The organism is Amycolatopsis sp. NPDC101161, from assembly GCF_044768185.1.
Classification (GTDB): domain Bacteria; phylum Actinomycetota; class Actinomycetes; order Mycobacteriales; family Pseudonocardiaceae; genus Amycolatopsis.
Window position 1 is genome coordinate 603,185 of record NZ_JBIWPI010000006.1, and the last position, 19,403, is coordinate 622,587.

25 protein-coding genes and 1 tRNA gene are annotated in these 19,403 nt (G+C 72.6%); 13 read left to right on the forward strand and 13 right to left on the reverse strand.

Annotation, left to right across the window (positions count from 1 at the left end):
• Positions 1-126 precede the first annotated feature (126 nt).
• The 4 genes from ACIRSS_RS40925 to ACIRSS_RS40940 are packed head-to-tail and all read left to right on the forward strand — an operon-like array spanning position 127 to position 3,503.
• Positions 127-1,518 carry a fatty acid desaturase gene (locus ACIRSS_RS40925; RefSeq protein ID WP_400904954.1) on the forward strand — a complete coding sequence of 464 codons (1,392 nt, stop codon included), beginning with the start codon at positions 127-129 and terminating at the stop codon, positions 1,516-1,518.
• Positions 1,518-1,706: a ferredoxin gene (locus tag ACIRSS_RS40930; RefSeq protein ID WP_400904956.1), complete on the forward strand. Its 189-nt coding sequence runs from the start codon at positions 1,518-1,520 to the stop codon at positions 1,704-1,706. The genes ACIRSS_RS40925 and ACIRSS_RS40930 overlap by 1 nt, the downstream gene beginning before the upstream one ends.
• Positions 1,703-2,875, forward strand: coding sequence for an NAD(P)/FAD-dependent oxidoreductase (locus tag ACIRSS_RS40935; RefSeq protein ID WP_400904959.1), 1,173 nt, complete (start codon positions 1,703-1,705; stop codon positions 2,873-2,875). The genes ACIRSS_RS40930 and ACIRSS_RS40935 overlap by 4 nt, the downstream gene beginning before the upstream one ends.
• A 1-nt stretch (position 2,876) precedes the next feature.
• Positions 2,877-3,503, forward strand: coding sequence for a TetR family transcriptional regulator (locus ACIRSS_RS40940; protein ID WP_400904961.1), 627 nt, complete (start codon positions 2,877-2,879; stop codon positions 3,501-3,503).
• A 1-nt stretch (position 3,504) separates the two neighbouring features.
• Here ACIRSS_RS40940 and ACIRSS_RS40945 read toward each other — a convergent pair whose 3' ends face one another.
• Genes ACIRSS_RS40945 through ACIRSS_RS40960 form a run of 4 tightly spaced genes read right to left on the reverse strand, consistent with a single transcriptional unit; the run spans position 3,505 to position 6,370 of the window.
• Complete coding sequence (locus tag ACIRSS_RS40945) at positions 3,505-4,332, reverse strand: haloalkane dehalogenase (RefSeq protein ID WP_400904964.1); 828 nt, start codon at positions 4,330-4,332, stop codon at positions 3,505-3,507.
• A complete protein-coding gene (locus tag ACIRSS_RS40950; RefSeq protein ID WP_400904966.1) occupies positions 4,329-4,772 on the reverse strand; it encodes a MarR family winged helix-turn-helix transcriptional regulator in 444 nt (147 codons plus the stop codon). The genes ACIRSS_RS40945 and ACIRSS_RS40950 overlap by 4 nt, the downstream gene beginning before the upstream one ends.
• A gap of 36 nt (positions 4,773-4,808) precedes the next feature.
• Positions 4,809-6,002, reverse strand: a complete 1,194-nt coding sequence (locus ACIRSS_RS40955) for a kynureninase (RefSeq protein WP_400905893.1) — start codon at positions 6,000-6,002, stop codon at positions 4,809-4,811.
• Positions 5,999-6,370: a DUF5997 family protein gene (locus tag ACIRSS_RS40960; RefSeq protein ID WP_400904968.1), complete on the reverse strand. Its 372-nt coding sequence runs from the start codon at positions 6,368-6,370 to the stop codon at positions 5,999-6,001. Before ACIRSS_RS40960 ends, ACIRSS_RS40955 begins: the two co-directional genes overlap by 4 nt.
• A 42-nt stretch (positions 6,371-6,412) precedes the next feature.
• Between ACIRSS_RS40960 and ACIRSS_RS40965 the strand changes: the two genes are divergently transcribed.
• A complete protein-coding gene (locus tag ACIRSS_RS40965) occupies positions 6,413-7,132 on the forward strand; it encodes a LysR substrate-binding domain-containing protein (protein ID WP_400904975.1) in 720 nt (239 codons plus the stop codon).
• 1 nt (position 7,133) lies between these two features.
• Here ACIRSS_RS40965 and ACIRSS_RS40970 read toward each other — a convergent pair whose 3' ends face one another.
• A complete protein-coding gene (locus ACIRSS_RS40970; protein WP_400904977.1) occupies positions 7,134-7,415 on the reverse strand; it encodes an isoamylase in 282 nt (93 codons plus the stop codon).
• 207 nt (positions 7,416-7,622) lie between these two features.
• On the opposite strand from ACIRSS_RS40970, the gene ACIRSS_RS40975 reads away from it, so the two are divergent.
• Positions 7,623-8,138 carry a hypothetical protein gene (locus ACIRSS_RS40975; RefSeq protein WP_400904979.1) on the forward strand — a complete coding sequence of 172 codons (516 nt, stop codon included), beginning with the start codon at positions 7,623-7,625 and terminating at the stop codon, positions 8,136-8,138.
• A 62-nt stretch (positions 8,139-8,200) separates the two neighbouring features.
• On the forward strand, positions 8,201-8,644 hold the full coding sequence (locus tag ACIRSS_RS40980; RefSeq protein WP_400904983.1) for a hypothetical protein: 444 nt from the start codon (positions 8,201-8,203) through the stop codon (positions 8,642-8,644).
• Here ACIRSS_RS40980 and ACIRSS_RS40985 read toward each other — a convergent pair.
• Positions 8,570-9,631, reverse strand: a complete 1,062-nt coding sequence (locus tag ACIRSS_RS40985; protein ID WP_400904986.1) for a hypothetical protein — start codon at positions 9,629-9,631, stop codon at positions 8,570-8,572. The genes ACIRSS_RS40980 and ACIRSS_RS40985 overlap by 75 nt on opposite strands.
• A gap of 123 nt (positions 9,632-9,754) precedes the next feature.
• Between ACIRSS_RS40985 and ACIRSS_RS40990 the strand changes: the two genes are divergently transcribed.
• The gene (locus tag ACIRSS_RS40990; RefSeq protein WP_400904989.1) at positions 9,755-10,711 is read left to right on the forward strand and encodes a hypothetical protein; all 957 of its coding nucleotides are present in this window, start codon (positions 9,755-9,757) and stop codon (positions 10,709-10,711) included.
• Positions 10,712-10,756: 45 nt separating this feature from the next.
• Positions 10,757-11,548, forward strand: a complete 792-nt coding sequence (locus ACIRSS_RS40995; protein ID WP_400904992.1) for a metalloregulator ArsR/SmtB family transcription factor — start codon at positions 10,757-10,759, stop codon at positions 11,546-11,548.
• Positions 11,549-12,165: 617 nt separating this feature from the next.
• Here the strand turns inward: ACIRSS_RS40995 and ACIRSS_RS41000 are convergent.
• Positions 12,166-12,239 (reverse strand) — tRNA-Ile (locus tag ACIRSS_RS41000).
• Positions 12,240-12,474: 235 nt separating this feature from the next.
• On the opposite strand from ACIRSS_RS41000, the gene ACIRSS_RS41005 reads away from it, so the two are divergent.
• Positions 12,475-12,702 carry a hypothetical protein gene (locus ACIRSS_RS41005; RefSeq protein ID WP_400904995.1) on the forward strand — a complete coding sequence of 76 codons (228 nt, stop codon included), beginning with the start codon at positions 12,475-12,477 and terminating at the stop codon, positions 12,700-12,702.
• 15 nt (positions 12,703-12,717) lie between these two features.
• Here the strand turns inward: ACIRSS_RS41005 and ACIRSS_RS41010 are convergent, their stop codons facing one another.
• The 3 genes from ACIRSS_RS41010 to ACIRSS_RS41020 form a co-directional block, all read right to left on the reverse strand.
• Positions 12,718-13,206 carry a hypothetical protein gene (locus ACIRSS_RS41010; RefSeq protein ID WP_400904997.1) on the reverse strand — a complete coding sequence of 163 codons (489 nt, stop codon included), beginning with the start codon at positions 13,204-13,206 and terminating at the stop codon, positions 12,718-12,720.
• Positions 13,207-13,276: 70 nt separating this feature from the next.
• Positions 13,277-13,837 (reverse strand): dihydrofolate reductase family protein, encoded by a 561-nt coding sequence (locus ACIRSS_RS41015; RefSeq protein WP_400905000.1) that lies wholly within the window; start codon positions 13,835-13,837, stop codon positions 13,277-13,279.
• Between the two features lie 40 nt (positions 13,838-13,877).
• Entirely contained in the window at positions 13,878-14,846 is a 969-nt protein-coding gene (locus tag ACIRSS_RS41020) for a bile acid:sodium symporter family protein (RefSeq protein WP_400905001.1), read from the reverse strand.
• Between the two features lie 96 nt (positions 14,847-14,942).
• On the opposite strand from ACIRSS_RS41020, the gene ACIRSS_RS41025 reads away from it, so the two are divergent.
• Positions 14,943-15,776 (forward strand): LysR substrate-binding domain-containing protein, encoded by an 834-nt coding sequence (locus ACIRSS_RS41025; protein WP_400905004.1) that lies wholly within the window; start codon positions 14,943-14,945, stop codon positions 15,774-15,776.
• Here the strand turns inward: ACIRSS_RS41025 and shbA are convergent.
• Positions 15,773-16,369: an RNA polymerase sigma factor ShbA gene (shbA, locus tag ACIRSS_RS41030; protein WP_400905896.1), complete on the reverse strand. Its 597-nt coding sequence runs from the start codon at positions 16,367-16,369 to the stop codon at positions 15,773-15,775. The two genes, ACIRSS_RS41025 and shbA, sit on opposite strands and share 4 nt — an antisense overlap.
• 146 nt (positions 16,370-16,515) lie before the next feature.
• Entirely contained in the window at positions 16,516-16,998 is a 483-nt protein-coding gene (locus ACIRSS_RS41035; RefSeq protein WP_400905006.1) for an RNA polymerase sigma factor, read from the reverse strand.
• Positions 16,999-17,156: 158 nt separating this feature from the next.
• On the opposite strand from ACIRSS_RS41035, the gene ACIRSS_RS41040 reads away from it, so the two are divergent.
• Both ACIRSS_RS41040 and ACIRSS_RS41045 read left to right on the forward strand, forming a co-directional pair.
• The gene (locus ACIRSS_RS41040; RefSeq protein WP_400905008.1) at positions 17,157-17,789 is read left to right on the forward strand and encodes an endonuclease; all 633 of its coding nucleotides are present in this window, start codon (positions 17,157-17,159) and stop codon (positions 17,787-17,789) included.
• Between the two features lie 193 nt (positions 17,790-17,982).
• Positions 17,983-18,246, forward strand: a complete 264-nt coding sequence (locus ACIRSS_RS41045; protein WP_086679434.1) for a WhiB family transcriptional regulator — start codon at positions 17,983-17,985, stop codon at positions 18,244-18,246.
• Between the two features lie 146 nt (positions 18,247-18,392).
• On the opposite strand, the gene ACIRSS_RS41050 is transcribed toward ACIRSS_RS41045, so the two are convergent.
• Positions 18,393-19,367, reverse strand: a complete 975-nt coding sequence (locus ACIRSS_RS41050) for an RNA polymerase subunit sigma-70 (protein WP_400905013.1) — start codon at positions 19,365-19,367, stop codon at positions 18,393-18,395.
• Positions 19,368-19,403: the final 36 nt, after the last annotated feature.

Consider the following 19,403-nt stretch of genomic DNA (forward strand, 5'->3'; position numbering starts at 1 on the left):
TCCACACCGTCACGACGCCTGCCACCGGCGCAGCGAGCGCCGCAGATTTTACATCGGACGAGCTATTGTCAAGCACACTCGACATCACCTACAGTTCTGTAAACCCAGCCAACGGAGGAGGGTGTCATGACCGGAACCGTGCCCGCGGGGTCCACTGAGCTTTGGCGCGATCGCAAGCGCTACCTCTGGCTGATCGGCCTGGTCGTCCCCTCGCTGGCGTTCCTCGCGATCGGCCTGCACGCAGCCACCGGGTGGGGCGCCTGGTTCTGGATCGGGCCGTTCGTGATCCTCGTGGTCGTGCCGCTGATCGACCTCGGCGCCGGGCTGGACCGCAGCAACCCGCCGGACGACGTCCTCGAACGGCTGGAGAACGACCGCTACTACCGCTGGATCACCTTCGCGTTCCTGCCGATCCAGTACGTCGGTTTCGTCGCCGCGTTCTGGCTGATCGCCCGCGGGAACCTCACCGTCGCCGACAAGGTCGGGCTCGCGATCTCCATCGGCTGCATCGGCGGGATCGGCATCAACACCGCGCACGAGCTCGGCCACAAGAAGGAGAGCCACGAGCGCTGGCTGTCGAAGATCGCGCTGGCGCAAAGCTTCTACGGCCACTTCTACATCGAGCACAACCGCGGTCACCACGTCCGCGTCGCGACGCCGGAGGACCCGGCGAGCAGCCGCGTCGGCGAAAGCTTCTACCGCTTCTGGCCGCGCACGGTCTTCGGCTCGCTGAAGTCCGCGTGGCGCCTGGAGCGCAAGCGCTACGCCCGCCGGGACAAGCACCCGTTCCGGCTCGGCAACGACGTCCTCAACGCCTGGCTGATGTCCGCGGTCCTCTGGGCCGCGATGGTCGCGTGGCTCGGCGCCGGCGTCCTGCCCTACCTGGTGATCCAGGCCGTGATCGGGTTCTCGCTGCTGGAGGTCGTCAACTACATGGAGCACTACGGCATGCTGCGGCAGCGCGTCGGCACGGAGGGGAAGCGACGCTACGAGCGCGTGGATCCCAGCCACAGCTGGAACTCCAACAACATCGCCACCAACGTCCTGCTCTACCACCTGCAGCGGCACAGCGACCACCACGCCAACCCGACCCGCCGCTACCAGACGCTGCGCGACTTCGCCGAGTCGCCGGTGCTGCCCACCGGGTACGCCGGGATGATCGTGCTCGCGCTGGTCCCGCCGGTGTGGCGCCGGGTGATGGACCCGCGCGTGCTCGCCCACTTCGACGGTGACATCTCCCGCGCGAACATCCAGCCGTCGAAGCGCGAAAAGATCCTTGCGCGGTACGGAACCCGCGTCACGGCCACCGTCCCGGAGCACGCCGACACCCACGGCGACGCCACCGAAGGCGGCATGTGCCCGGGCTGCGGCTACGTCTACGACGAGAAGCTCGGCGACCCGCGCGAGGGCTTCCCGGCCGGCACGCCGTGGTCGGCGATCCCGGACTCCTGGTGCTGCCCCGACTGCGGCGTCCGCGAGAAGGTCGACTTCGTCGCGCCGGGCCGGGTGGGTGCGTGATGCGGATCGACGCGGACCGCGCGAAGTGCGACGGCCTCGGCATGTGCGAGGCCATGGCGCCGGACTTCTTCGAGGTGGGCGAGGACGGCACGGTCGTCGTGCTCGACGAGCAGCCCGGCGAAGAGCACCGCCAGGACGTCGCCGCGGCGGTGGACGCCTGCCCGGTCCTCGCGCTGAAGCTGACATGAGCCTCGTCGTCGTGGGTGCCTCGCTGGCCGGGCTGCGCGCGGTGGAGTCCGCGCGCCGCACCGGGTACCGCGGCCGGATCGTCCTCGTCGGCGCGGAGGAGCACCTGCCCTACGACCGGCCGCCGCTGTCGAAGGCGTTCCTCGACGCGGATGGCCCGCGCCGCGTCGAACCGTTCCACGCGGAAACGGTGCTGCGGGACGAACTCGGCGTCGACCTGATGCTGGGCGCGTCCGCGGAAAGCCTGGACACCGACGCGCGCGAGGTGACGGTCGCCGGCACAGCGGTGTCCTACGACGCCCTGGTCATCGCCACCGGCGCGACCGCGCGAACCCTCCCCGGCGCGCGCACGCTGCGGACGGCCGAGGACGCCGTCGCGGTGCGCGCCGCGCTGGACGCCGGTGCGCGCACGGTCGTGATCGGCGCCGGGTTCATCGGCTCGGAAGTGGCGTCCGCGGCACGCAAGCGCGGCCTGCCGGTGACGATCGTCGAAGCGTCGGCCGTCCCGCTCGCCCGCGCGGTGGGGGAGACGGCCGGGGCGGAGCTGGCCGCGCTGCACCGCGAAGCCGGCACCGAGCTGCGGCTCGCCACCGAAGTCACCGGGGTCGCGGCCGGCGGCGTGCACCTGGCGGGCGGCGTGCACCTGGCGGGCGGCGAAGTCCTGCCCGCGGACCTCGTCGTCGCCGGCATCGGCGCGGTGCCGGCCACCGGCTGGCTCGAAGGCAGCGGGCTGACGCTGCACGAGCGCGACCGCGGTGTCGTGTGCGACGCGACGTTGGCGGCCGGCCCGCCGGGCGTCTACGCGGCGGGTGACGTCGCGCACGTGCCGAACCCGCTCTTCGACGGCCTCGGCATGCGGCTGGAGCATTGGACGAACGCGGCCGAGCAGGGTGCGGCCGCCGCGCGGCACGCGCTCGAGCCCGCGGCGGCCCGCCCGCTCGAAGCGGTGCCGTACTTCTGGTCGGACTGGTACGGCCGGCGCATCCAGTTCGTCGGCACCCCGCACGCCGACGAGGTGGTGTCCGCGGGCGGGGTGACGCTCTACCGCCGCGGCGACCGGATCGCCGGCGCGCTCACCGTCGACCGGCCACGCGAGATCATGAAGTACCGCCGCCGCGTCGCCGCCCGGGCGCCCTGGGCTGAGGCCCTGGCCTTCGCGGGCGCCGCCTAGAATGGCGATCATGAGTGCGGCACTTCCGGCGGCGCCCGAAGGTGGTCAGCACCGGCAGCCGATCATCACGGCGGCGATCGAGCTGACCGCGCGGTCGGGCTGGCAGGCGGTCACGATGGCCCGGCTGGCCGAGGTCGTCGGCGTCAGCCGCCAGACGGTCTACAACGAGATCGGCTCCAAGGCGGCGCTGGCCGAAGCGATGGTCACCCACGAGCTCGGCCGGTTCCTCTCGGTCGTCGCCGCGGCGTTCGACCGCCACGAGGACGACCTGGTCGAGGCGATCTACGACGCCGTCCGCGCGGTCCTCGAACTGGCCGACGACAACACGCTGCTGCGCGCGATCGCCTCCGCCACCCACGGCACGGCGTCGGAGCTGCTGCCGCTGCTGACGACGGAGGCGGGAACGCTGCTGACGCAGGCGAAGGGGATGCTGACCGCCCGGGTGGCGGCCTACGACCCGCCGTTCACCGGCGAGCAGCTCGCCGTGGTCATCGACCTCGTCGTCCGCACGGTCCTCAGCCATGTGATGCAGCCGTCGGACACGCCGGCCCGCACCGCGGACGCGCTGGCGTGGCTCGCGGCCCGCGTCCTCGGCGTGGACGCGACCCCGCCGCTGCGGCACCGCTGACTCACCGGAGGCCGTGCCGGTCCAGCCAGGCCGAGATCTCGGCCGCGATCTCCTTCGGCCGGTCCTCCTGGGCGTGGTGCCCGGCTTCCCCGCACGCGACGACGTCGAGCGCCGCGATGTTCTCCCGGCACCACCGCGCCACCTTCTCGCCGATGAGCAGCGTCGGGGAGCCTTCGAACGTCATGAGCAGCTTCGGCGTCCCGGTGCTGGTGGCCAGCCACTCGTCGTAGGCCTCGACGCGCGCGACGACCTCGGCGGGCTCGCCGCCGAGCGGCAGCTGCCGCGCCCACGCGAGCACCGGGCGGCGGCTTTCCGGCGTCGGGAACGGCGCGAGGTACGGCTCGAGGTCCGCCACCGGCGTGCGCACGCCGCCGGTGAACGCCTGCCGCACGAACAGGTTCTCCTCCAGCACCATCCGCTCGCCGACGCCGGGCGTGCGGATCTTGCGCGTGCGGTCCGCGGCCTGCGGGGTCACGTCGTCCCAGGCCAGAGGCTTGACGATCGTCTCGAAGAACGCCACCCCGCGGACGCGGCCCGGGTGCCGGGTGGCGAAGTCGAAGGCCAGCGCGCCACCCCAGTCGTGCCCGACGAGGACGACGTCGTCCAGGCCGAGCGCGTCGAACCAGGCGTCGAGGTGATGGGCGTGGTCGGCGAAGGAGTACGCGATGTCCGGCTTGGGGGAGCGGCCCATCCCGATCAGGTCGGGGGCCAGCAGCCGCCCGGCGCCGACGTGCGGCAGGACGTTGCGCCAGCCGTGCGACGAGCCGGGGTTGCCGTGCAGGAAGACGATCGGGGTGCCGGTGCCGGTTTCTTCGTGGTGCAGCGTCATTTCTCGTCCTTCAGCGGAGTGTCGAGCAGGAGCGTGAGTTCGCGGCTCAGGGCCGCGGTGCGGTCGCTTTTGCGGCCGCCGAGGGGTTCGAGCAGGCGGTCGAGCAGTTCGGCGACGGTCGCGATCGCCGGCTCGACGACCTCGCGGCCGCGTGCGGTCAGGCGCAACCGGATGGTGCGGGTGTCCGCGGGGTCGCGGGTGCGCTCGATCAGGCCGTCGGCGTCGAGGGAGCGCGCGAGCTTGGAGGTGTAGAGCGCTTCCAGCCCGGCCTCGTCAGCGAGTTCCCGCTGGCTGGGGAGGTTTCCGGCGCGTTCCAGCCCGAAGAGCGATGCCAGGAAGACGTACTGCGCGTGCGTGAGGCCTGCCGGCGCCAACGCGCGGTCGACCGCCACGCGCCATTTCGTGGAGAGCCGCCAGATGAGGTGCCCGGGAGTGCTCATGCCAGATACTGTACATGGCTATTAAGTACATGGCTACTATCTGGCGAGCTCGCGGATCCGTTCCATGGCCGCGCGGACTTCGGTGAACCCCGTGGTGAGCGGGCTCAGCCCGATACGGATGCCGTCGGGACGGCGGAAGTCGATGAGCACGCCGTTCTCGATGAGCACGCGGGACAGCCGTTCGGCGTCGGGGTGGCGCAGGGTGACGTGCCCGCCGCGGCGCGCGTCCTCCCGCGGCGAGGCCACCGTGAACCCGAGCGGGACGAGCCATGCGTCGGCGAGGGCGAGCACCCACCGCCCGAGCGCGACCGCCTTCGCGCGCACCCGCTCGATCCCCGCTTCGGCCAGCAGCGCGACGCCTTCCTGGACGCCCACCATGCCGAGCACCGGCGGCGTCCCCGAAAGCGCGCGGCGGATGCCGGGCGCGGGCACGTACCGCTCGGCCATCCCGAACGTGTCGGCCGCGCCCATCCAGCCGGTGATCGGCTGCCCGAACGCCTCGTGGTGACGCGCGTTGACGTAGAGGAACGCGGGCGCGCCGGGGCCGGCGTTGAGGAACTTGTACGTGCAGCCCACGGCGAAGTCGGCGCCGTCGGCGTCCAGCGCGACCGGGATCGAGCCGACGCTGTGGCAGAGGTCCCAGACCGTCAGCCCGCCGCGCTGGTGCACCACCCGCGTGATCCCGGCGAGGTCGGCGATCGCGGCCGAGCGGTAGTCCACATGGGACAGCACGACCGCCGCCGTGCGCGGGCCGGTGACCGTGGCGACGTCCTCGGCGCTCTCGATCCACCGGACGGTCAGGCCCAGTTCGGCGGCGACGCTGTCGACGAGGAACCGGTCGGTGGGGAAGTTCGCGGTGTCGGTGACGAGCTCGTCGCGGCCCGGCCGCAGCGCGACGGCCGCCCGGAGCACCTTGTACAGGCACACCGACGTCGAGTCGGCGACGATCGTCTGCCCCGGCGCGGCGCCGAGGGCGACGCGGCCCAGCTCGTCCCCGATCCGCTCGGGCAGCTCGAGCCAGCGCTCTTCCCACGACCGGATCAGCCGGGCGCCCCACTGCTCGGCGACGACGTCCCGCAGGCGTTCGGCGGTGGCGAGCAGTGGCCGGCCGAGCGAGTTCCCGTCGAGGTAGGCGACGACGCCGGGGTCGGTGATCGGGACGAAGCGGTCCCGGAACGCGGCCAGCTCGTCCGCGGCGTCGAGGCGCGCGGCCTCTTCGAGCGTGGTCAGCGGTTCTGCTCCTTGACGCGCACGGTTTCCTTGCGCACCTCGGCCTGGGTGGCGCGTTCGCGGACCAGCCAGTCGGGGTTCTCGGCCTTGAGCGCCTCGATCTGCTCGGTGGTGAGCGCCTCGGTGATGCCGCCCCGGGTGAGGCCGCCGATGGAGACGCCCAGCTTCGCCGCGACGACCGGCCGCGGGTGCGGGCCGGTGCGGCGCAGTTCGCGCAGCCACTCCGGCGGGTCGGCCTGCAGCGCGTTCAGCTCGTCGCGCGAGACGACGCCCTCCTGGAACTCCGGGGGCGTGGCTTCGAGGTACACACCCAGCTTCTTCGCCGCGGTCGCGGGCTTCATCGTCTGGGCGGTCTTGTGCGACGTCATGCCGTCCAGGGTAGCCAGCGCCCCGCCCGGTAGCCTGACCCGGTGACCTCGTTCCGTCTCGCGTACGTCCCGGGCGCGACGCCCGCCAAGTGGGTGCGGACCTGGGGCGAGCGGCAGCCGGACGTGCCGCTGGAGCTCGTCCCGGTCGCCGCCGCGGACGCGACGGAGCTGATCCGCTCGCGCGGGGCGGACGCGGCGCTGCTGCGGTCCCCGATCGACCGCGACGGCCTCCACGCGATCCCGCTCTACACCGAGACGACCGTCGTGGTCGTCCCGAAGGACCACCTGATCGCCGCGGCCGACGAAGTGTCCACAACGGACTTGGCGGACGACGTCGTGCTGCACCCGCTGGACGACACGATCGAGTGGCCGGCACTCCCGGGCCGGCCGGCGATCGAGCGGCCGGAAACGACGGCGGACGCCATCGAGCTGGTGGCGGCGGGCGTCGGTGTGCTGGTCGTCCCGCAGTCCCTGGCCCGCCTGCACCACCGCCGCGACCTGACGTACCGGACGGTCGCGGACGCGCCGCAGTCGAGCGTGGCGCTGTCCTGGCCGGAGGACGAGACGTCGGAGCTGATGGAGACGTTCATTGGCATCGTCCGCGGCCGCACGGTCAACAGCACGCGCGGCCGCCAGCAGCAGCCGGCGGCGCCGGCGGAGAAGAAGCGCCCGGAGCGCAAGCCGCCGGCGCCGAAGAAGCCGGCTGCCCGCCGGGCCGGCGGCGGCGCCCCGAAGCGGGGCAAGCCGCGCCGGAAGTCCTGACTCAGTTCGTCGCGTAGACGCAGTTGCCGTCGGCGCGGTCCGGCAGGTCGGGGTCGTCGAACCAGTGGCCGTTCTCGCCGAGGTAGCGGAACTGGAGCACGGTGCCCGGCGCGACGTCCACCGAAGCCGAGCGGCGGCCGTTGGAGCGCGGGGTCAGGTGGTGGCGGCCGGGCGTCCAGTCGTTGAACGACCCCACGACGCTCACCCGTCCGGGTGGCGCCCCGGCCGGGAGGCTGAACGTGACGCGCTGGGTGCCGGCCCGGCTCTTGCTGGTCTTGATCACGGCGGTGACGGCCTTTCGGGGAGGGCGGACGAGGGGCGTGCTCGGCACTGAGCGCCGACATGATGGCACAGTGGTAACGGTTCGGTCACCCGCAGTGCCCGAAGGTGGTACCCAGCCGCTCAACGGTTCGCCACCGACCGGGTGGTCCTGCGGTGATCCATGATCATCTTGCTGCCGGGCGCGCTTTCCGGTGCGAGACTGACTGCCGTGACCGTCGCCGCTGATAGTCAAGTCAAGGACCCGTGTGCCTGGCTCAGCGCCGTCACCCTCGACCTCGCCGGCGCGCTTCCGGCCGACACCCGAGGGGTGCTCTTGACGGTGTGGGACGGGTTGGTCGCCGCTCGGCTCGCCGGGCTGCACGCCGCCGTGGCCTCGCCCCGATGGCGGGCGCGGCAGCTCCACGCCGAAGCGGTCGAGTTCGATCTCGCGCTCCAGCTGGCCCGCAACTGCACCGTCGGCACCGGCCTGGCCATCCCGGCCCGGCTGCCGGGCGCCGCGGTCGCCTGGTCGGTCGCCCGGGCCGACGCCGCCGTCGCCGCGATCGTTTCCTTCTGCGCCACGGCCGAAACGATGCTCCGCCGGGCCGGCGAGCTGACGCCGGTGTGGGAGGACAGCCTGCTCGGGCCGGTCGCGCTGACCCGCTGGCTGGCCGACTGCTGGACGGGCCGCCACACGGGCTGCCCCCTGCGGCTGCCGGTGCCACCGCCGTCGTGGTGGCGGTGAAGGCCGTCCGTCAGGGGAAGGCTGGGCCGGCCGAACCCGGCGCCGGGCGAAAGGAGGCGGGGGTGGCCGGATCAGCTGTCCCGCCCACGAGACTCGCGGAGAGAACCCGCGCGGCGGTGCGCGAGGTGCTGCTGGCGGAGCTGAGATCGGCGAGCATCCGGGTGCTCGCCGCGGGGTGTTCACGGGAGAGACTGTTCGAGGTGCTGGACGCCCGGTTGAGTTCGCTGGCCGACGAAGTGGGCGGCCGACCGGCCCACCGGCGCTCGGCGGCTGAGGCTGCCTGCGAGCAGCCGGATTCCGCCGCCGCGGACGGCGGGCGGTTCGCGAGCCCGCGCTCGGCGGGCGAACCCGGTTGCGCCGCGCCGGACTCGGCCGGCGACTGGCTCGCGCCCGTGCGCTGGGTGGCCGAGGACCGGCCCGTCCACCCGTCCTCAGCGGCCGAGGATCGCGAGCACCGTCGCGACGACCCCCTCCAGCCGGGCCTCGTCGGCGAGGGCGGTGGCTAGCCAGTCGTCGAGCGTGGATCCGTTGTGCGGCAACCGGTCGAGCGCACCGCCGCCGGCTCCGAACACCGTCCGGACGACCGCGCGCACCGCTGTCGGCGGGTCCGCTCCGGCGTCCAGCCGGCGCTCGATCGCGCGCAGTGCCTGCTCGGCCAGTCCCGCCAGCCGGTCGTCGTCCGCCTCCTCCTCGCCCACCAGCTGCAACGGGGCCGGCTCGGCCGCGCCGTCCGCCGGCATCGGCGCCACCGGGGCCCGCTTGTGCCCGAGCGGCCGCTCGACGTGCTCGGCGTACCACTTCGGCCGCCTGCCCATCGCCGCCAGCACCTGCCGCACTTCGAGGTCCAGGGTGTCGCGGCCCGGCGGCGGCGCACCCGTGACCTCGGCCCGGCGTGCGGCCCAGCCGTCCAGCGGCCACAGCTCCGCGCCCGCCGTCGCCGGCACCCCGGCCCACACCAGGATCTGCACGGCGAGGTCGCACAGCCACGGGTCCCGCCCGAGCGCGTCGCCCAGCCAGCCCGGCAGCCGGGGCCGTTGCAGGGCCCCGATTTCGCCGCGGCGCCGCCGGTGCGCGTCGACCGTCGCCGGGCTCAGCCGGGTCGCCAGCCAGCCGTCGAAGTTCTCGATCGGGTCCGTCGCGCGCCGCAGTGCGTGCTCGACGACGGCTTCGACGTCGTCGTGGAACCGGTCGAGGCAGTCCGGCCGCAGCCAGTGCAGCCCGCGGGCGCAGTCCGGGTGCCGCCGCTGCCGTTCCAGTGGTTTGGTGATCCGTGTGAAGACCAGTGGCCAGGCCACCGTGTAGACCGCCCCGCGCAACCGGGCGAGGTCGCCGGGCGGGGCGGCCGACGCGGAGCCGGCGAGCCTGCCGTCGCGGGCCAGCCGGCGGACGCCGTCGACGTCCGCCGGTCCCGCGCACGGAAAAGTGGTGTCGAGCAACCCGTCCTCCCCGATGCCGTCGACCGGGACATGGTCGGTCAGCCGGGGAACGGGCAAAGGCCGCCCGCGGGCCGAATCACCGCGGAACTGGCCACGCGCTGGCCACTCCGGCGAATCACCTGATCGGCGCAGACGCTGCCGCCGATCGCGCGGAAGTCCGCGTGCCACAATCGAAACCCCATGGCACACGAGGACGGGTTGCTCCGCGAGCTGACGACGTTGCGCCGCGGCTGGGGGCTGGAGGCCGATCGGCTGCGCGACCGGCTCGGGCCGATCGTCGCCGGGTGGTGCGAAATCCACCGCACCGCGAACGACCGCGAAGCGCGGCGGGTGCTGCGCGACGCGATTTCCGCGGCGATCGCGGAGTTCCCGGCCGACGACCGGCTCGCGGTCAACGTCGCGCTCGGCATCGCGCCCGGCTCGCAGCACGCCCTGCTCAGCGACCGGGTCGGGGTCCTCGCCGACCAGCTGCGCGTGTCCGAACGCACGGCGCGGCGCCGCATCGACCGGTCGTTCGCGAGGCTGGCCGCCGAGATCGAGGCCGCCGCGAAGCCCGGCGACGACGTGCCGGACCCCGACCAGGGCTGGTTCGTCAAGCGGCTGCGCGCCATCGTCCGGTTGGACACGCCCGAACCGGAGCTGATCGAGGAACGGCTGATCGTCGCGACCCGCGACGGGCTGAGCCGGATCGCCGCCCAGTTCACCGTGCCCCGCCTGGAAGACGGCCACGACGGCGAGCGCCACGTGGCCGCCGACGCCCAGCACGGCGTCCGGATCACCGACGCGAAACGGGTGGGGCAGCGGCACTTCCGCTGGCTGCTCGACCTCCCGCGGCCGCTGTCGCGCGGCGACACCCACACGTATGCGCTGGTGGTCCGGATCGAGGACGGCCTGCCGATCCGGCCGTCGTACACGTTCGTGCCGCTGGTGGCGTGCGAGTCGTTCACCGTGCGCGTCCGCTTCGACCCGCGACGGCTGCCGTGGCGGGTGTGGCGGGTGGACCGGGTGCCGCCGTCGGTGCTCGCCGACCCACCCCAGCCGGGCACGCCGCTGCCGCTGGACGGTGCGTGCGAGGTCGCGCAGGAGTTCACCGCCCCGCAGCTGGGCTACGCCTACGGCCTCCGGTGGCTCACCTAAAGTATTCCTTGACTTGAATATTCTGCTGCGTGAATACTCGCCTGCATGGACGGGATCGCGGCAGCACTGGGCGACGCGGCGCGGTGGCGCCTCGTCGAGCTCCTGGCCGAGCGGCCTCGCTCGGTCGGGGAGCTTGCGGAGCTGACCGGCCTGCGGCAGCCGCAGACCACGAAGCACCTGCAGACCCTGGCCCGCGCGGGGCTGGTCACCGTGTTCCCGTTGGGGCAGCGCCGGGTCTACGCGCTCGAAGCCGAGCCGCTGACGGCGTTCGCGGGCCGGCTGGGGGAACTGGCGAAGGAGACCGAAGCGCACCGAGGCGAGCGAGACGCGGTCGCGCGGTATCGCGAAGCGGTCGAAACGGAGACGGCGGCCGCGGACCGGGAGCGATGGGCGGATGGCCGCGCGTTCGGCTTCGAGCGCGCGCTGCCCGCCCGGCGGGAGGTCGTCTGGAAGTACTGGACGGACCCGGCGTTGCTGGCGTCGTGGTGGGTCCCGCCGTCGATGACGGTGACCACGTGTCTCCTGGAGCCGCGTCCGGGAGGCCGGGCGGCGCTGACGTACCGCGACGCGGACGGCGAGTACCGAGCCGAAGGCTGGGTCCGGGTGGCGGACGAGCCGGGCAGGCTGGCGTTCGACCTGGCGGTGACGGGCCCGGCGTCGTTCACGGGCCATTACGACCTGGAGCTGACACCGCTACCGGGCGGCACCCGCTTGCGGCTGGGCTTGCGCATCACGGCAACAACGGTGGAGGCGGCCCCGGCGATAGCGGGGATCGAAACGGGCTGGGCCCAGGTGCTGGACCGCCTGACCGAGGTATTGGCGCAGCGAAAGGGCTGATCGGATGACCAGAATAGTAACGGCAAACCTGAGCATAACGCTGGACGGCCGTTACCACGGCCCAGAAGGCCCAGCCGACATGGGACCAATCATCCGCTACGCAACAACAGAGGTAGCACGCCGCCACCTGACAAGAATCTGGGAGGAAGCGACAACGGCGGTATTAGGACGCCGAAACGCAGAGGGCCTCCTGGGCTTCTGGCCATCGGTGGCATCCGACGAAAAGGCGGACCCCCGCGACCGAGCGTACGCAAACTGGCTGGTAGAAGCGGAGAAGGTGGTCTTCTCAAGAACGCTGAAAGAGGCCCCCTGGAAAGACACCCACCTGGTAATGATCTGCCCGGAGATGACAGGAGGCGGCCCACGCGTATTCGACGACGGCCTACCACCCTCAGGCTGGACCCTGACCCACCAGCAAGCGGGCGAGAAAGAAGAGCTGGCCCTGGTCTACGACCGAGCAGGCCGACGTCCTATGTAGACACCGGCAGGAGCCACCACGTCAACCCGGCCACACGGACGGGGGTCCGGGGGCGTGCCCCCGGGCGGGGTGTGGGGGTCGCACCCCCACAGGGAGGAAGCGAACCGAGCGAGTCGAGCGAAGCGAGAGGAGCAAAGGGTAGGGCGGGCGGGGCTCGAACCCGCGGCCAAGGGATTATGAGTCCCCTGCTCTAACCAACTGAGCTACCGCCCCCTGGCCCCGGCGCGTTGGTGGCTCGGGGATGTGCGTTTGCACAGAAGACCCAGTTCGCTTCAAGTTATCACAGCGGCCATCCGGGGAGATCCGGTAGGCCAAACAGGTTGAAGTGGCCACCGGGTGGCGCAGGCTCGTCTAGGTTGCAAGGGCGTCACCGCTGAACGGAACGGCGGGAGGGTGAGCGATGGTCACGGCACCGCGAGCCGGTCCGCACGAACCCCGCGCTCTCAGGTTGGCGCTGCTGGACGCACTCATCGCCGGGGCGGGTCTGGGGTACCTGGCGCACCTGTACCGGGAGGCGCTCGTGGCGAACCTCGCGGCCATCGGCCTGGGGCTGTTGCTCGCCTTGGCGGCGGGGTACGTGATCCGGGTGGCGGTGCGCGCTTTGCGCCGCGCGAACCGGCGTATGGAGGGGATTTTCGCGGAGGAACTGCGAAAGCCGTCGCCGCGGCCGCGGTGAGGCGGCGGATTCCGCTCAGGTGCCGCCGCCGGTCGGCGTGGGAGTCGGGTCCTGCGTGGTGGCCGGCGGAGGCGTTGTGGTCGGCGTGGTCGGCGGAGTTGTCGGCGTGGTCGGTGGCGCGGACGTTGTGGTCGGCGGGGGTGCCGTCGGCGAGCCGTAAGCCGCGTAGGTGAACCAGATCTGGCCGAACGTCTTCGGCGTGGTCTGGTTGAACATCGCCCGCACCTGGAACGTGTTCGCGGTGTAGGACCCCAGGACGGTGTTGAGCGTGAACGCGTTGTTCGGGCTCGGCGTGTTCGGCGACACCAGGATCGCCTCCGGCACCTTGCCGAGCGAGTGCGTCACGGTGCAGACGCCGTTGCCGTCGGTGAGGCAGCTGGCCTGAGCCGCTTGGACGATCGGTGCCGGCGACGGCCCGACTGCCGACGAAGCGCCGGCGAAGGCCACCGCGCCCGCCGTCACCACCGCTGCTCCGGCCAGCGCGGCCACCACGGTTCGTGCCATGACGATCCCCTCCCGTCGAAACGACGCCCCCAGGGTCGTCCGGCCCCGGCCCGCTGTTACACGCCGACCACTACTGTCCACAAGGGACTCGGTACCAGGCGTTCAGGATCGGCCCGGAGCAGCTCAGCTCCACGGCTTCCAACCGAACCGCCTCCCCACCCGCACGGTCGAACAGCCGCACCCCGTCGCCGAGCAGCACCGGCGCCACGTGCACCAGCACCTCGTCGAGCAACCCGGCCTCCCAGCACCGCCGGGCCGTCGCCGCGCCCAGTACCGCGACGTACCCGTCACCGGCCGCCTCGGCGGCCGACGACACGGCCTTCTCCAGCTCGGGGACCACCGTGAACCCCGGCGACGGCTCAGCCGACCGGGAGACCACGAAGATCGGCCCGCGCCACCGGCCGCCGTAGACCTCGCCCTCCGCCGTGGTCGCCGGGGCGTACGTGTTGTGCCCCATCACGATCGCCCCGATGCCGGCGAGCACGCGCTCGACTACCGGGTTCGGGCCCGCGTGCAGGCCGGACAGCCACGTCATGTCGTCGCCGGGGGCCGCGACGAAGCCGTCGAGGGACATCGTGATGTGGTAGAGGACCTTGGCCATGGTGGTGCCTTCCGTGTAGGGGGTCACCACGTACTGACGAAGGCCTCCGGAAAACTCATCGGTCGCGAAGTCAGGCCGGCACGAGTTCCGGCGCGGAGGCGTACCGCCGCGCCAGCGAGGCGCACACGATCAGCTGGATCTGGTGGAACAGCATCAGCGGCAGCACGATCAGCCCGACCTGCGCGTGCCCGAACAGCACCGTCGCCATCGGCAGCCCGCTCGCCAGGCTCTTCTTGGACCCGCAGAACACGATCGTGATCCGGTCCGCGCGCGCGAACCCCAGCAGGCGGGCGCCCCAGCTCGTCGCCGCCAGCACCGCCGCGAGCAGCACGCCGCAGAGGGCGAGCAGGACCAGCAGCGGGACGACGTCGAGCCGGTGCCAGATGCCTTCGGTCATGCCCGCGCTGAACGCCGTGTACACCACCAGCAGGATCGAACCGCGGTCGAACAGCTTGAGCGGCGCGGAGTTGCGCGTGATCCAGCCGCCGATCCAGCGCCGCGCCAGCTGGCCCGCGACGAACGGCGCCAGCAGCTGCAGCACGATCCCGAGGACGGCCGAACCGTCGACGCCGGCGCCGTCGCCGGACAGCAGCAGCGCCACCAGCAGCGGGGTCAGCACGATCCCGGCCAGGTTGGACAGCGACGCACTGCAGATCGCCGCCGCGACGTTGCCGCGGGCGATCGAGGTGAACGCGATCGACGACTGGACCGTCGAGGGCAGCACGGCCAGGAACAGCACGCCGGCCGCGAGCTCGGCGGGCAGCACCGACGGCGGCAGCAGCGTGAGCGCGAGGCCGAGCAGCGGGAACAGGACGAACGTGGCCGCCAGGACGACCGCGTGCAGCCGCCAGTGCCGCAGCCCGTCGAGGGCCTCCTGCGTCGACAGCCGGGCGCCGTACAGGAAGAACAGCAGCCCGACGGCGATGGTGGTGGCGGTGCCGAAGCCGTCCGCCACGACGCCGGAGGCGGGCAGCAGCGTGGCGATCCCGACGGTGGCGAGAATCGCGAGGACGAACGGGTCGAGGCGTAACCGGGACATGGATCTCCTTCCACACCCATTCTCGGCGGCCGGACGTTCATTGTGAACCCCGATGACCGGACTGACTGTCATCGCGGATCGCGATAAAGTGACCGCGTGCTCGACCCGCGCCTGTGCCGTTCGTTCCTCGCCGTCGCCGAGACGCGCAGCTTCACCGCGGCCGCGCGGCGCCTGGGCGTCGGCCAGCCGACCGTCAGCCAGCACGTCCGGCGCCTCGAGCGCGACTCCGGCGGCCTGCTCTTCGCGCGCGACACGCACACCGTCGAGCTCACCGCGCGCGGGCAGGCGATGCTGGGGTTCGCGCAGACCATCGTGGACACCGAAGAACGTGCGGAGCGGCACTTCCGCGGCGCCGAACTGCGCGGCCGCGTGCGCTTCGGCGTCTCGGAGGACTTCGCGCTCGGCGAGCTGCCGGAGATCCTGAACCGGCTGCGCCGCAGCCACCCGCTGGTGGACGTCGAGCTGACCGTCGAGCTGTCGGACGTCCTCGCGCAGCGGCTGCGCGCCGGCCAGCTGGACCTGGTGCTGGGCAAGCGCCGCCCGGGCGCGCACCACGGGCGGCTGCTCTGGCGGGAGCCGCTGGTCTGGATCGGCTCGGCGGCGACGGTGCTGGAGCCCGGCCAGCCGGTGCCGCTGGTGCAGTACCCGATGCCGTCGATCACGCGGCAGCTCGCCGTCGAGTGCCTGGAACGCGCGGGGCTCGAGTGGCGCGCCGCGTGCCAGACGTCGAGCCTCACCGGCCTGCGCGCCGCGGCGGCCGCCGGGCTCGGCGTCACCCTGCACGCGCGCAGCCTGGTGCCCGCCGACCTGGTCGAGCTCGACGGCCTGCCCGAACCCGGCGACATCGAGTTCATGCTGCTGGCCCGCGAGTCGAAAGAGGGCCCGGCGGCGGCGCTGGAGGAGTTCGTCCTCGACTACGTGCGGCGCTAGTCCTCTTCGCCCGTCAAGAGTCTTCGCAACCGCGCCAGCGCGCGGTGCTGGGCGACGCGGACCGCGCCCGGCGTCGAGCCCACCGCGTCCGCCGTCTCCTCCGCCGACAGCCCGACAACCACCCGCAGCACGACGATTTCGCGCTGCTTGGCCGGCAGGACGTCCAGCAGCCGCGCGAGCCGCTCGTTGAGCTCGAACCGCAGGGCGTGCTGCTCGGGACCGTCCGCGTCGGACACGCCGTCGGGGATCTCCGGGACCGGGTCGGAGCGGTTGCGGGCCGCGGCGCGGTGGGCGTCGGCGACCTTGTGCTGGGCGATGCCGTAGACGAACGCGAGGAACGGGCGGCCCTGGTCCCGGTAGGACGGCAACGCGGTGAGCACGGCGACGCACACCTCCTGGGCGACGTCGTCGGCCGAGGCGAACGACCGCTCGTGCCGGCCGACGCGGGCGCGGCAGTAGCGCACGACCAGCGGCCGGATGGTGGCGAGCAGGCGGGCGGTCGCGGCGTCGTCGCCGGCGATCGCGTCGGCGACCGGCTCGTCGTGGCGCCGCCAGTGGGAGGGGAACGCCTCGGGTGGCTGCGTCGCGGCGATCTCGCGGACGAGGGCGCGGCTGCGCACCCGGAGCAGGGTGCCCTCCACGTCGAGGCCGACCCGCAGCGAGTCGTGCAGCGCGGCGTTGGACTCCCGCAGCAGCTCGGTGATCGCCCGATCCCCGTACTCGGTTGCCGGCATGGTGCTCACCCTTCCCTGTCCCGCTGGTCGCCGGGCGGTGCGGCCCGGTGGCGCCTGAGGCGTTCCCGCACGTGGCGGAGGTTCGAACGGACGGTCGCGGGGGCGATGCTCAGCGCTTTCGCGATCTGCGTCGGCGTGAAGCCGTCGAGTGACCACGCGAGCACCATCCGCTGCTGGCCGGGCAGGGAGGCGAGCAGGTCGACGAACCCCGCGTGCTGGTCGACCAGGACGGCCAGCTTCTCGTCGTCCTGCGGGTCGGGCGTCCAGTCCGCGCGCGCTTCGCCGGCCGCGTCGAGCAGCCGGCCGGCGACGCGGCGCACCCAGGCCCGCGGGTCTTCGGGGACCGGCCACGCCTCCAGCGCGTGGAGCATCGCCTCGACGGCGGCGTCACGGGCGGTTTCGACCTCGAACCCGGCCTTGCACAGGAACGCCACGAGCGGGGGGAAGTCGGCGCGGAAGAACGCGTCGAAATCGTCGCCAGCGCACACGGACCCCTCACCACCCCTCGCCTCCACAGAACAAGTGCGGCGAGGTGACTCCTACGTGTAACGATTCGATCAAGACTGCTCGGTAGGAGTAATGGTCTGCTCCGGATCGGTGACGACCCGTGACGAATGGGTGCGGGCATCTCGGGTACCCGAACCCGATGACCCAGCGAGACACGGTCCGGCGCCTGCTGGAAGAGGCAGGCCCGACGTACGCCGCCGAGGCGGGCATCAAGCTCGCCGACCAGCCGGCGCCGCTCTACCGGCTGCTGGTGCTGTCGGTGCTGCTCTCGACCCGGATCAAGGCGGGCATCGCGGTCGACGCGGCCCGCGAGCTGCGGGCCGCGGGGATGGGCTCGGCGCGGGCCATGGCCCGCTCGACGTGGCAGCAGCGGGTGGACGCCCTCGGCCGGGCGCACTACAAGCGCTACGACGAACAGACCGCCACGGCGCTCGGCGAGGGCGCGCAGTACCTGTTGGACGAGTACCGCGGCGACCTGAGACGGGTGCGCGAGGCCGCGAACGGCGAATTCCGGACACTGGCCCGGCTCCTCGGGAAGGTGCCGCGGCTCGGACCGGTGGGCGCGGACATCTTCGGCCGGGAGGTGCAGCTCGTGTGGCCTGAGTTTCGACCGCGGCTGGACGGGAAAGCCTTGCAGGGGGCCGAAAAGCTCGGCCTGCCGACACAGCCCGGGCGGCTCGCGAAACTGGTCGCTCCCGACGAGCTGGCGCACTTCGCGGCGGCTCTCGTGCGGGTCGCGCTGGAGCGCGGTCTCGCCGATCGAGTGACGTGATCGACATCGAGATCCCGGGAAGAAGGGCGTACTCTCATGTGTTGCAGTCTTGGTTGCCCGGAGGGTGAGCCGGGGACCGAAGCCAAAACCCCCTTGACCCACGCGGATGCGCACGCGCGCCCGCGAGCTTCAAGTCGGTTGACGCGCCCTGACAATGGGAAACAGCAGTAGTAGAGGGAGGTGAACGAAGGAAATGGAAGCCACGATGACGGGCTGGGCGGAGCTCGCGGCCTGCAAGGACGAGGACCCGGAACTGTTCTTCCCGATCTCCGCGGTGGGCCCCGGCGCCCGGCAGACAGCGCAGGCCAAGGCCGTGTGCGCCCGCTGCCCGGTGCGCGCCGAGTGCCTCGGCTACGCGCTCGACAACGGCCTGGACCACGGTGTTTTCGGCGGGACCACCGCCGAGGACCGACGCCGGCTGGCGCGTACCGCGCCGCAGCGGCACCGAGCTGCTTGACCCAGCCGCCCGGTGACCTCTTCCCGGCGGCCTCGAAGGCGAACACCGAATCGGAAGAATTACTTTCCGGATCAGTGCGTGCCCGGGCGGGTGATTCCCTGAATCGCCCGCCCGGGCTTTTTCACGCCCACCCGCGGTCATCGTGCTCATTCACGCAGGATTTCCGGCAGGTCCCACACCGCCGCCGGGACGGACTCGAAGGCGGCCAGCTCCGTGATCAGCCCGTGCTCGATCGTGAGCAGCGAGACACCGAACCAGCGGTACTCGGTGTCGCCGGGGCGCCGCAGCCAGGTCGCCACCGCGGGCTGGCGGTTGGCGCGCGTCGGGCGCATCCGGAAGCGGCCGACGCAGTGCGGCGACGCGGGGTCCATCGACAGCGAGAGCGCGCGCACGATCGCCGCGGCGCTGCCGAACCAGAGTTCGTACGGCGGCATGACGGCGCGGGCGTCTTCGTGCAGCAGCCGCGCGACGGCTTGCGGGTCGCCCTGCTCGTAGGCGGCGATGAACCGTTTGAGCAGCGCGGTTTCCTCGGCCGTCGGATCGCCGGCCGTCCACTCGGAACGGTGCGCGGGCAGTCGTTCACGCAGGGTCGCCCGCGCCCGCTGCAGGGCGCTGTTCGCCGACGCGACGCTCGTCTCCAGCAGCTCCGCGGTTTCCTTCGCCGACCACCCGAGGACGTCGCGCAGGACGAGCGCGGCCCGCTGCCGGGGCGGCAGGTACTGCACGGCGGCGAGGTAGGCGAGCTCGATGGTCTCCCGCTCGACGGCGACGGCGTCCGGCCCGGCCGCGTCGAGCAGCCGGTCGGGGAAGGGTTCGAGCCACGGCAGATCGGCGGCGGCGATCGGGCCGTCGGGTTCGCCGGCGGGACCGAGCTGGTCGGGCAGCACCCGCCGCGGGCGCCGCGCGAGGACGTCGAGGCAGGCGTTGGTGGCGATCCGGTAGAGCCAGGTGCGCACGCTGGCCCGGCCTTCGAAGCGGTCGCGGGCCTTCCAGGCGCGCAGGAAAGTTTCCTGGGCGAGGTCTTCGGCGTCGGCGAGCGAGCCGAGCATCCGGTAGCAGTGCACGTGGATCTCCCGCCGGTGCCGTTCGACGAGAGTCTCGAAATCCAGTGCGCGCCCCACCCGGGCACGCTAGCGCACCCGGGGCTGGGAGACTGC

Excerpts from the sequence above, each read along its gene's own strand:
- ACIRSS_RS40925 (WP_400904954.1), top strand. The coding sequence starts at position 127 with ATGACCGGAACCGTGCCCGCGGGGTCCACTGAGCTTTGGCGCGATCGC.
- ACIRSS_RS40930 (WP_400904956.1), top strand. The coding sequence starts at position 1,518 with ATGCGGATCGACGCGGACCGCGCGAAGTGCGACGGCCTCGGCATGTGC.
- ACIRSS_RS40935 (WP_400904959.1), top strand. The coding sequence starts at position 1,703 with ATGAGCCTCGTCGTCGTGGGTGCCTCGCTGGCCGGGCTGCGCGCGGTG.
- ACIRSS_RS40940 (WP_400904961.1), top strand. The coding sequence starts at position 2,877 with ATGGCGATCATGAGTGCGGCACTTCCGGCGGCGCCCGAAGGTGGTCAG.
- ACIRSS_RS40945 (WP_400904964.1), bottom strand. The coding sequence starts at position 4,332 with ATGACGCTGCACCACGAAGAAACCGGCACCGGCACCCCGATCGTCTTC.
- ACIRSS_RS40950 (WP_400904966.1), bottom strand. The coding sequence starts at position 4,772 with ATGAGCACTCCCGGGCACCTCATCTGGCGGCTCTCCACGAAATGGCGC.
- ACIRSS_RS40960 (WP_400904968.1), bottom strand. The coding sequence starts at position 6,370 with ATGACGTCGCACAAGACCGCCCAGACGATGAAGCCCGCGACCGCGGCG.
- ACIRSS_RS40990 (WP_400904989.1), top strand. The coding sequence starts at position 9,755 with ATGGCACACGAGGACGGGTTGCTCCGCGAGCTGACGACGTTGCGCCGC.
- ACIRSS_RS40995 (WP_400904992.1), top strand. The coding sequence starts at position 10,757 with ATGGACGGGATCGCGGCAGCACTGGGCGACGCGGCGCGGTGGCGCCTC.
- ACIRSS_RS41010 (WP_400904997.1), bottom strand. The coding sequence starts at position 13,206 with ATGGCACGAACCGTGGTGGCCGCGCTGGCCGGAGCAGCGGTGGTGACG.
- ACIRSS_RS41020 (WP_400905001.1), bottom strand. The coding sequence starts at position 14,846 with ATGTCCCGGTTACGCCTCGACCCGTTCGTCCTCGCGATTCTCGCCACC.
- ACIRSS_RS41040 (WP_400905008.1), top strand. The coding sequence starts at position 17,157 with ATGACCCAGCGAGACACGGTCCGGCGCCTGCTGGAAGAGGCAGGCCCG.
- ACIRSS_RS41045 (WP_086679434.1), top strand. The coding sequence starts at position 17,983 with ATGGAAGCCACGATGACGGGCTGGGCGGAGCTCGCGGCCTGCAAGGAC.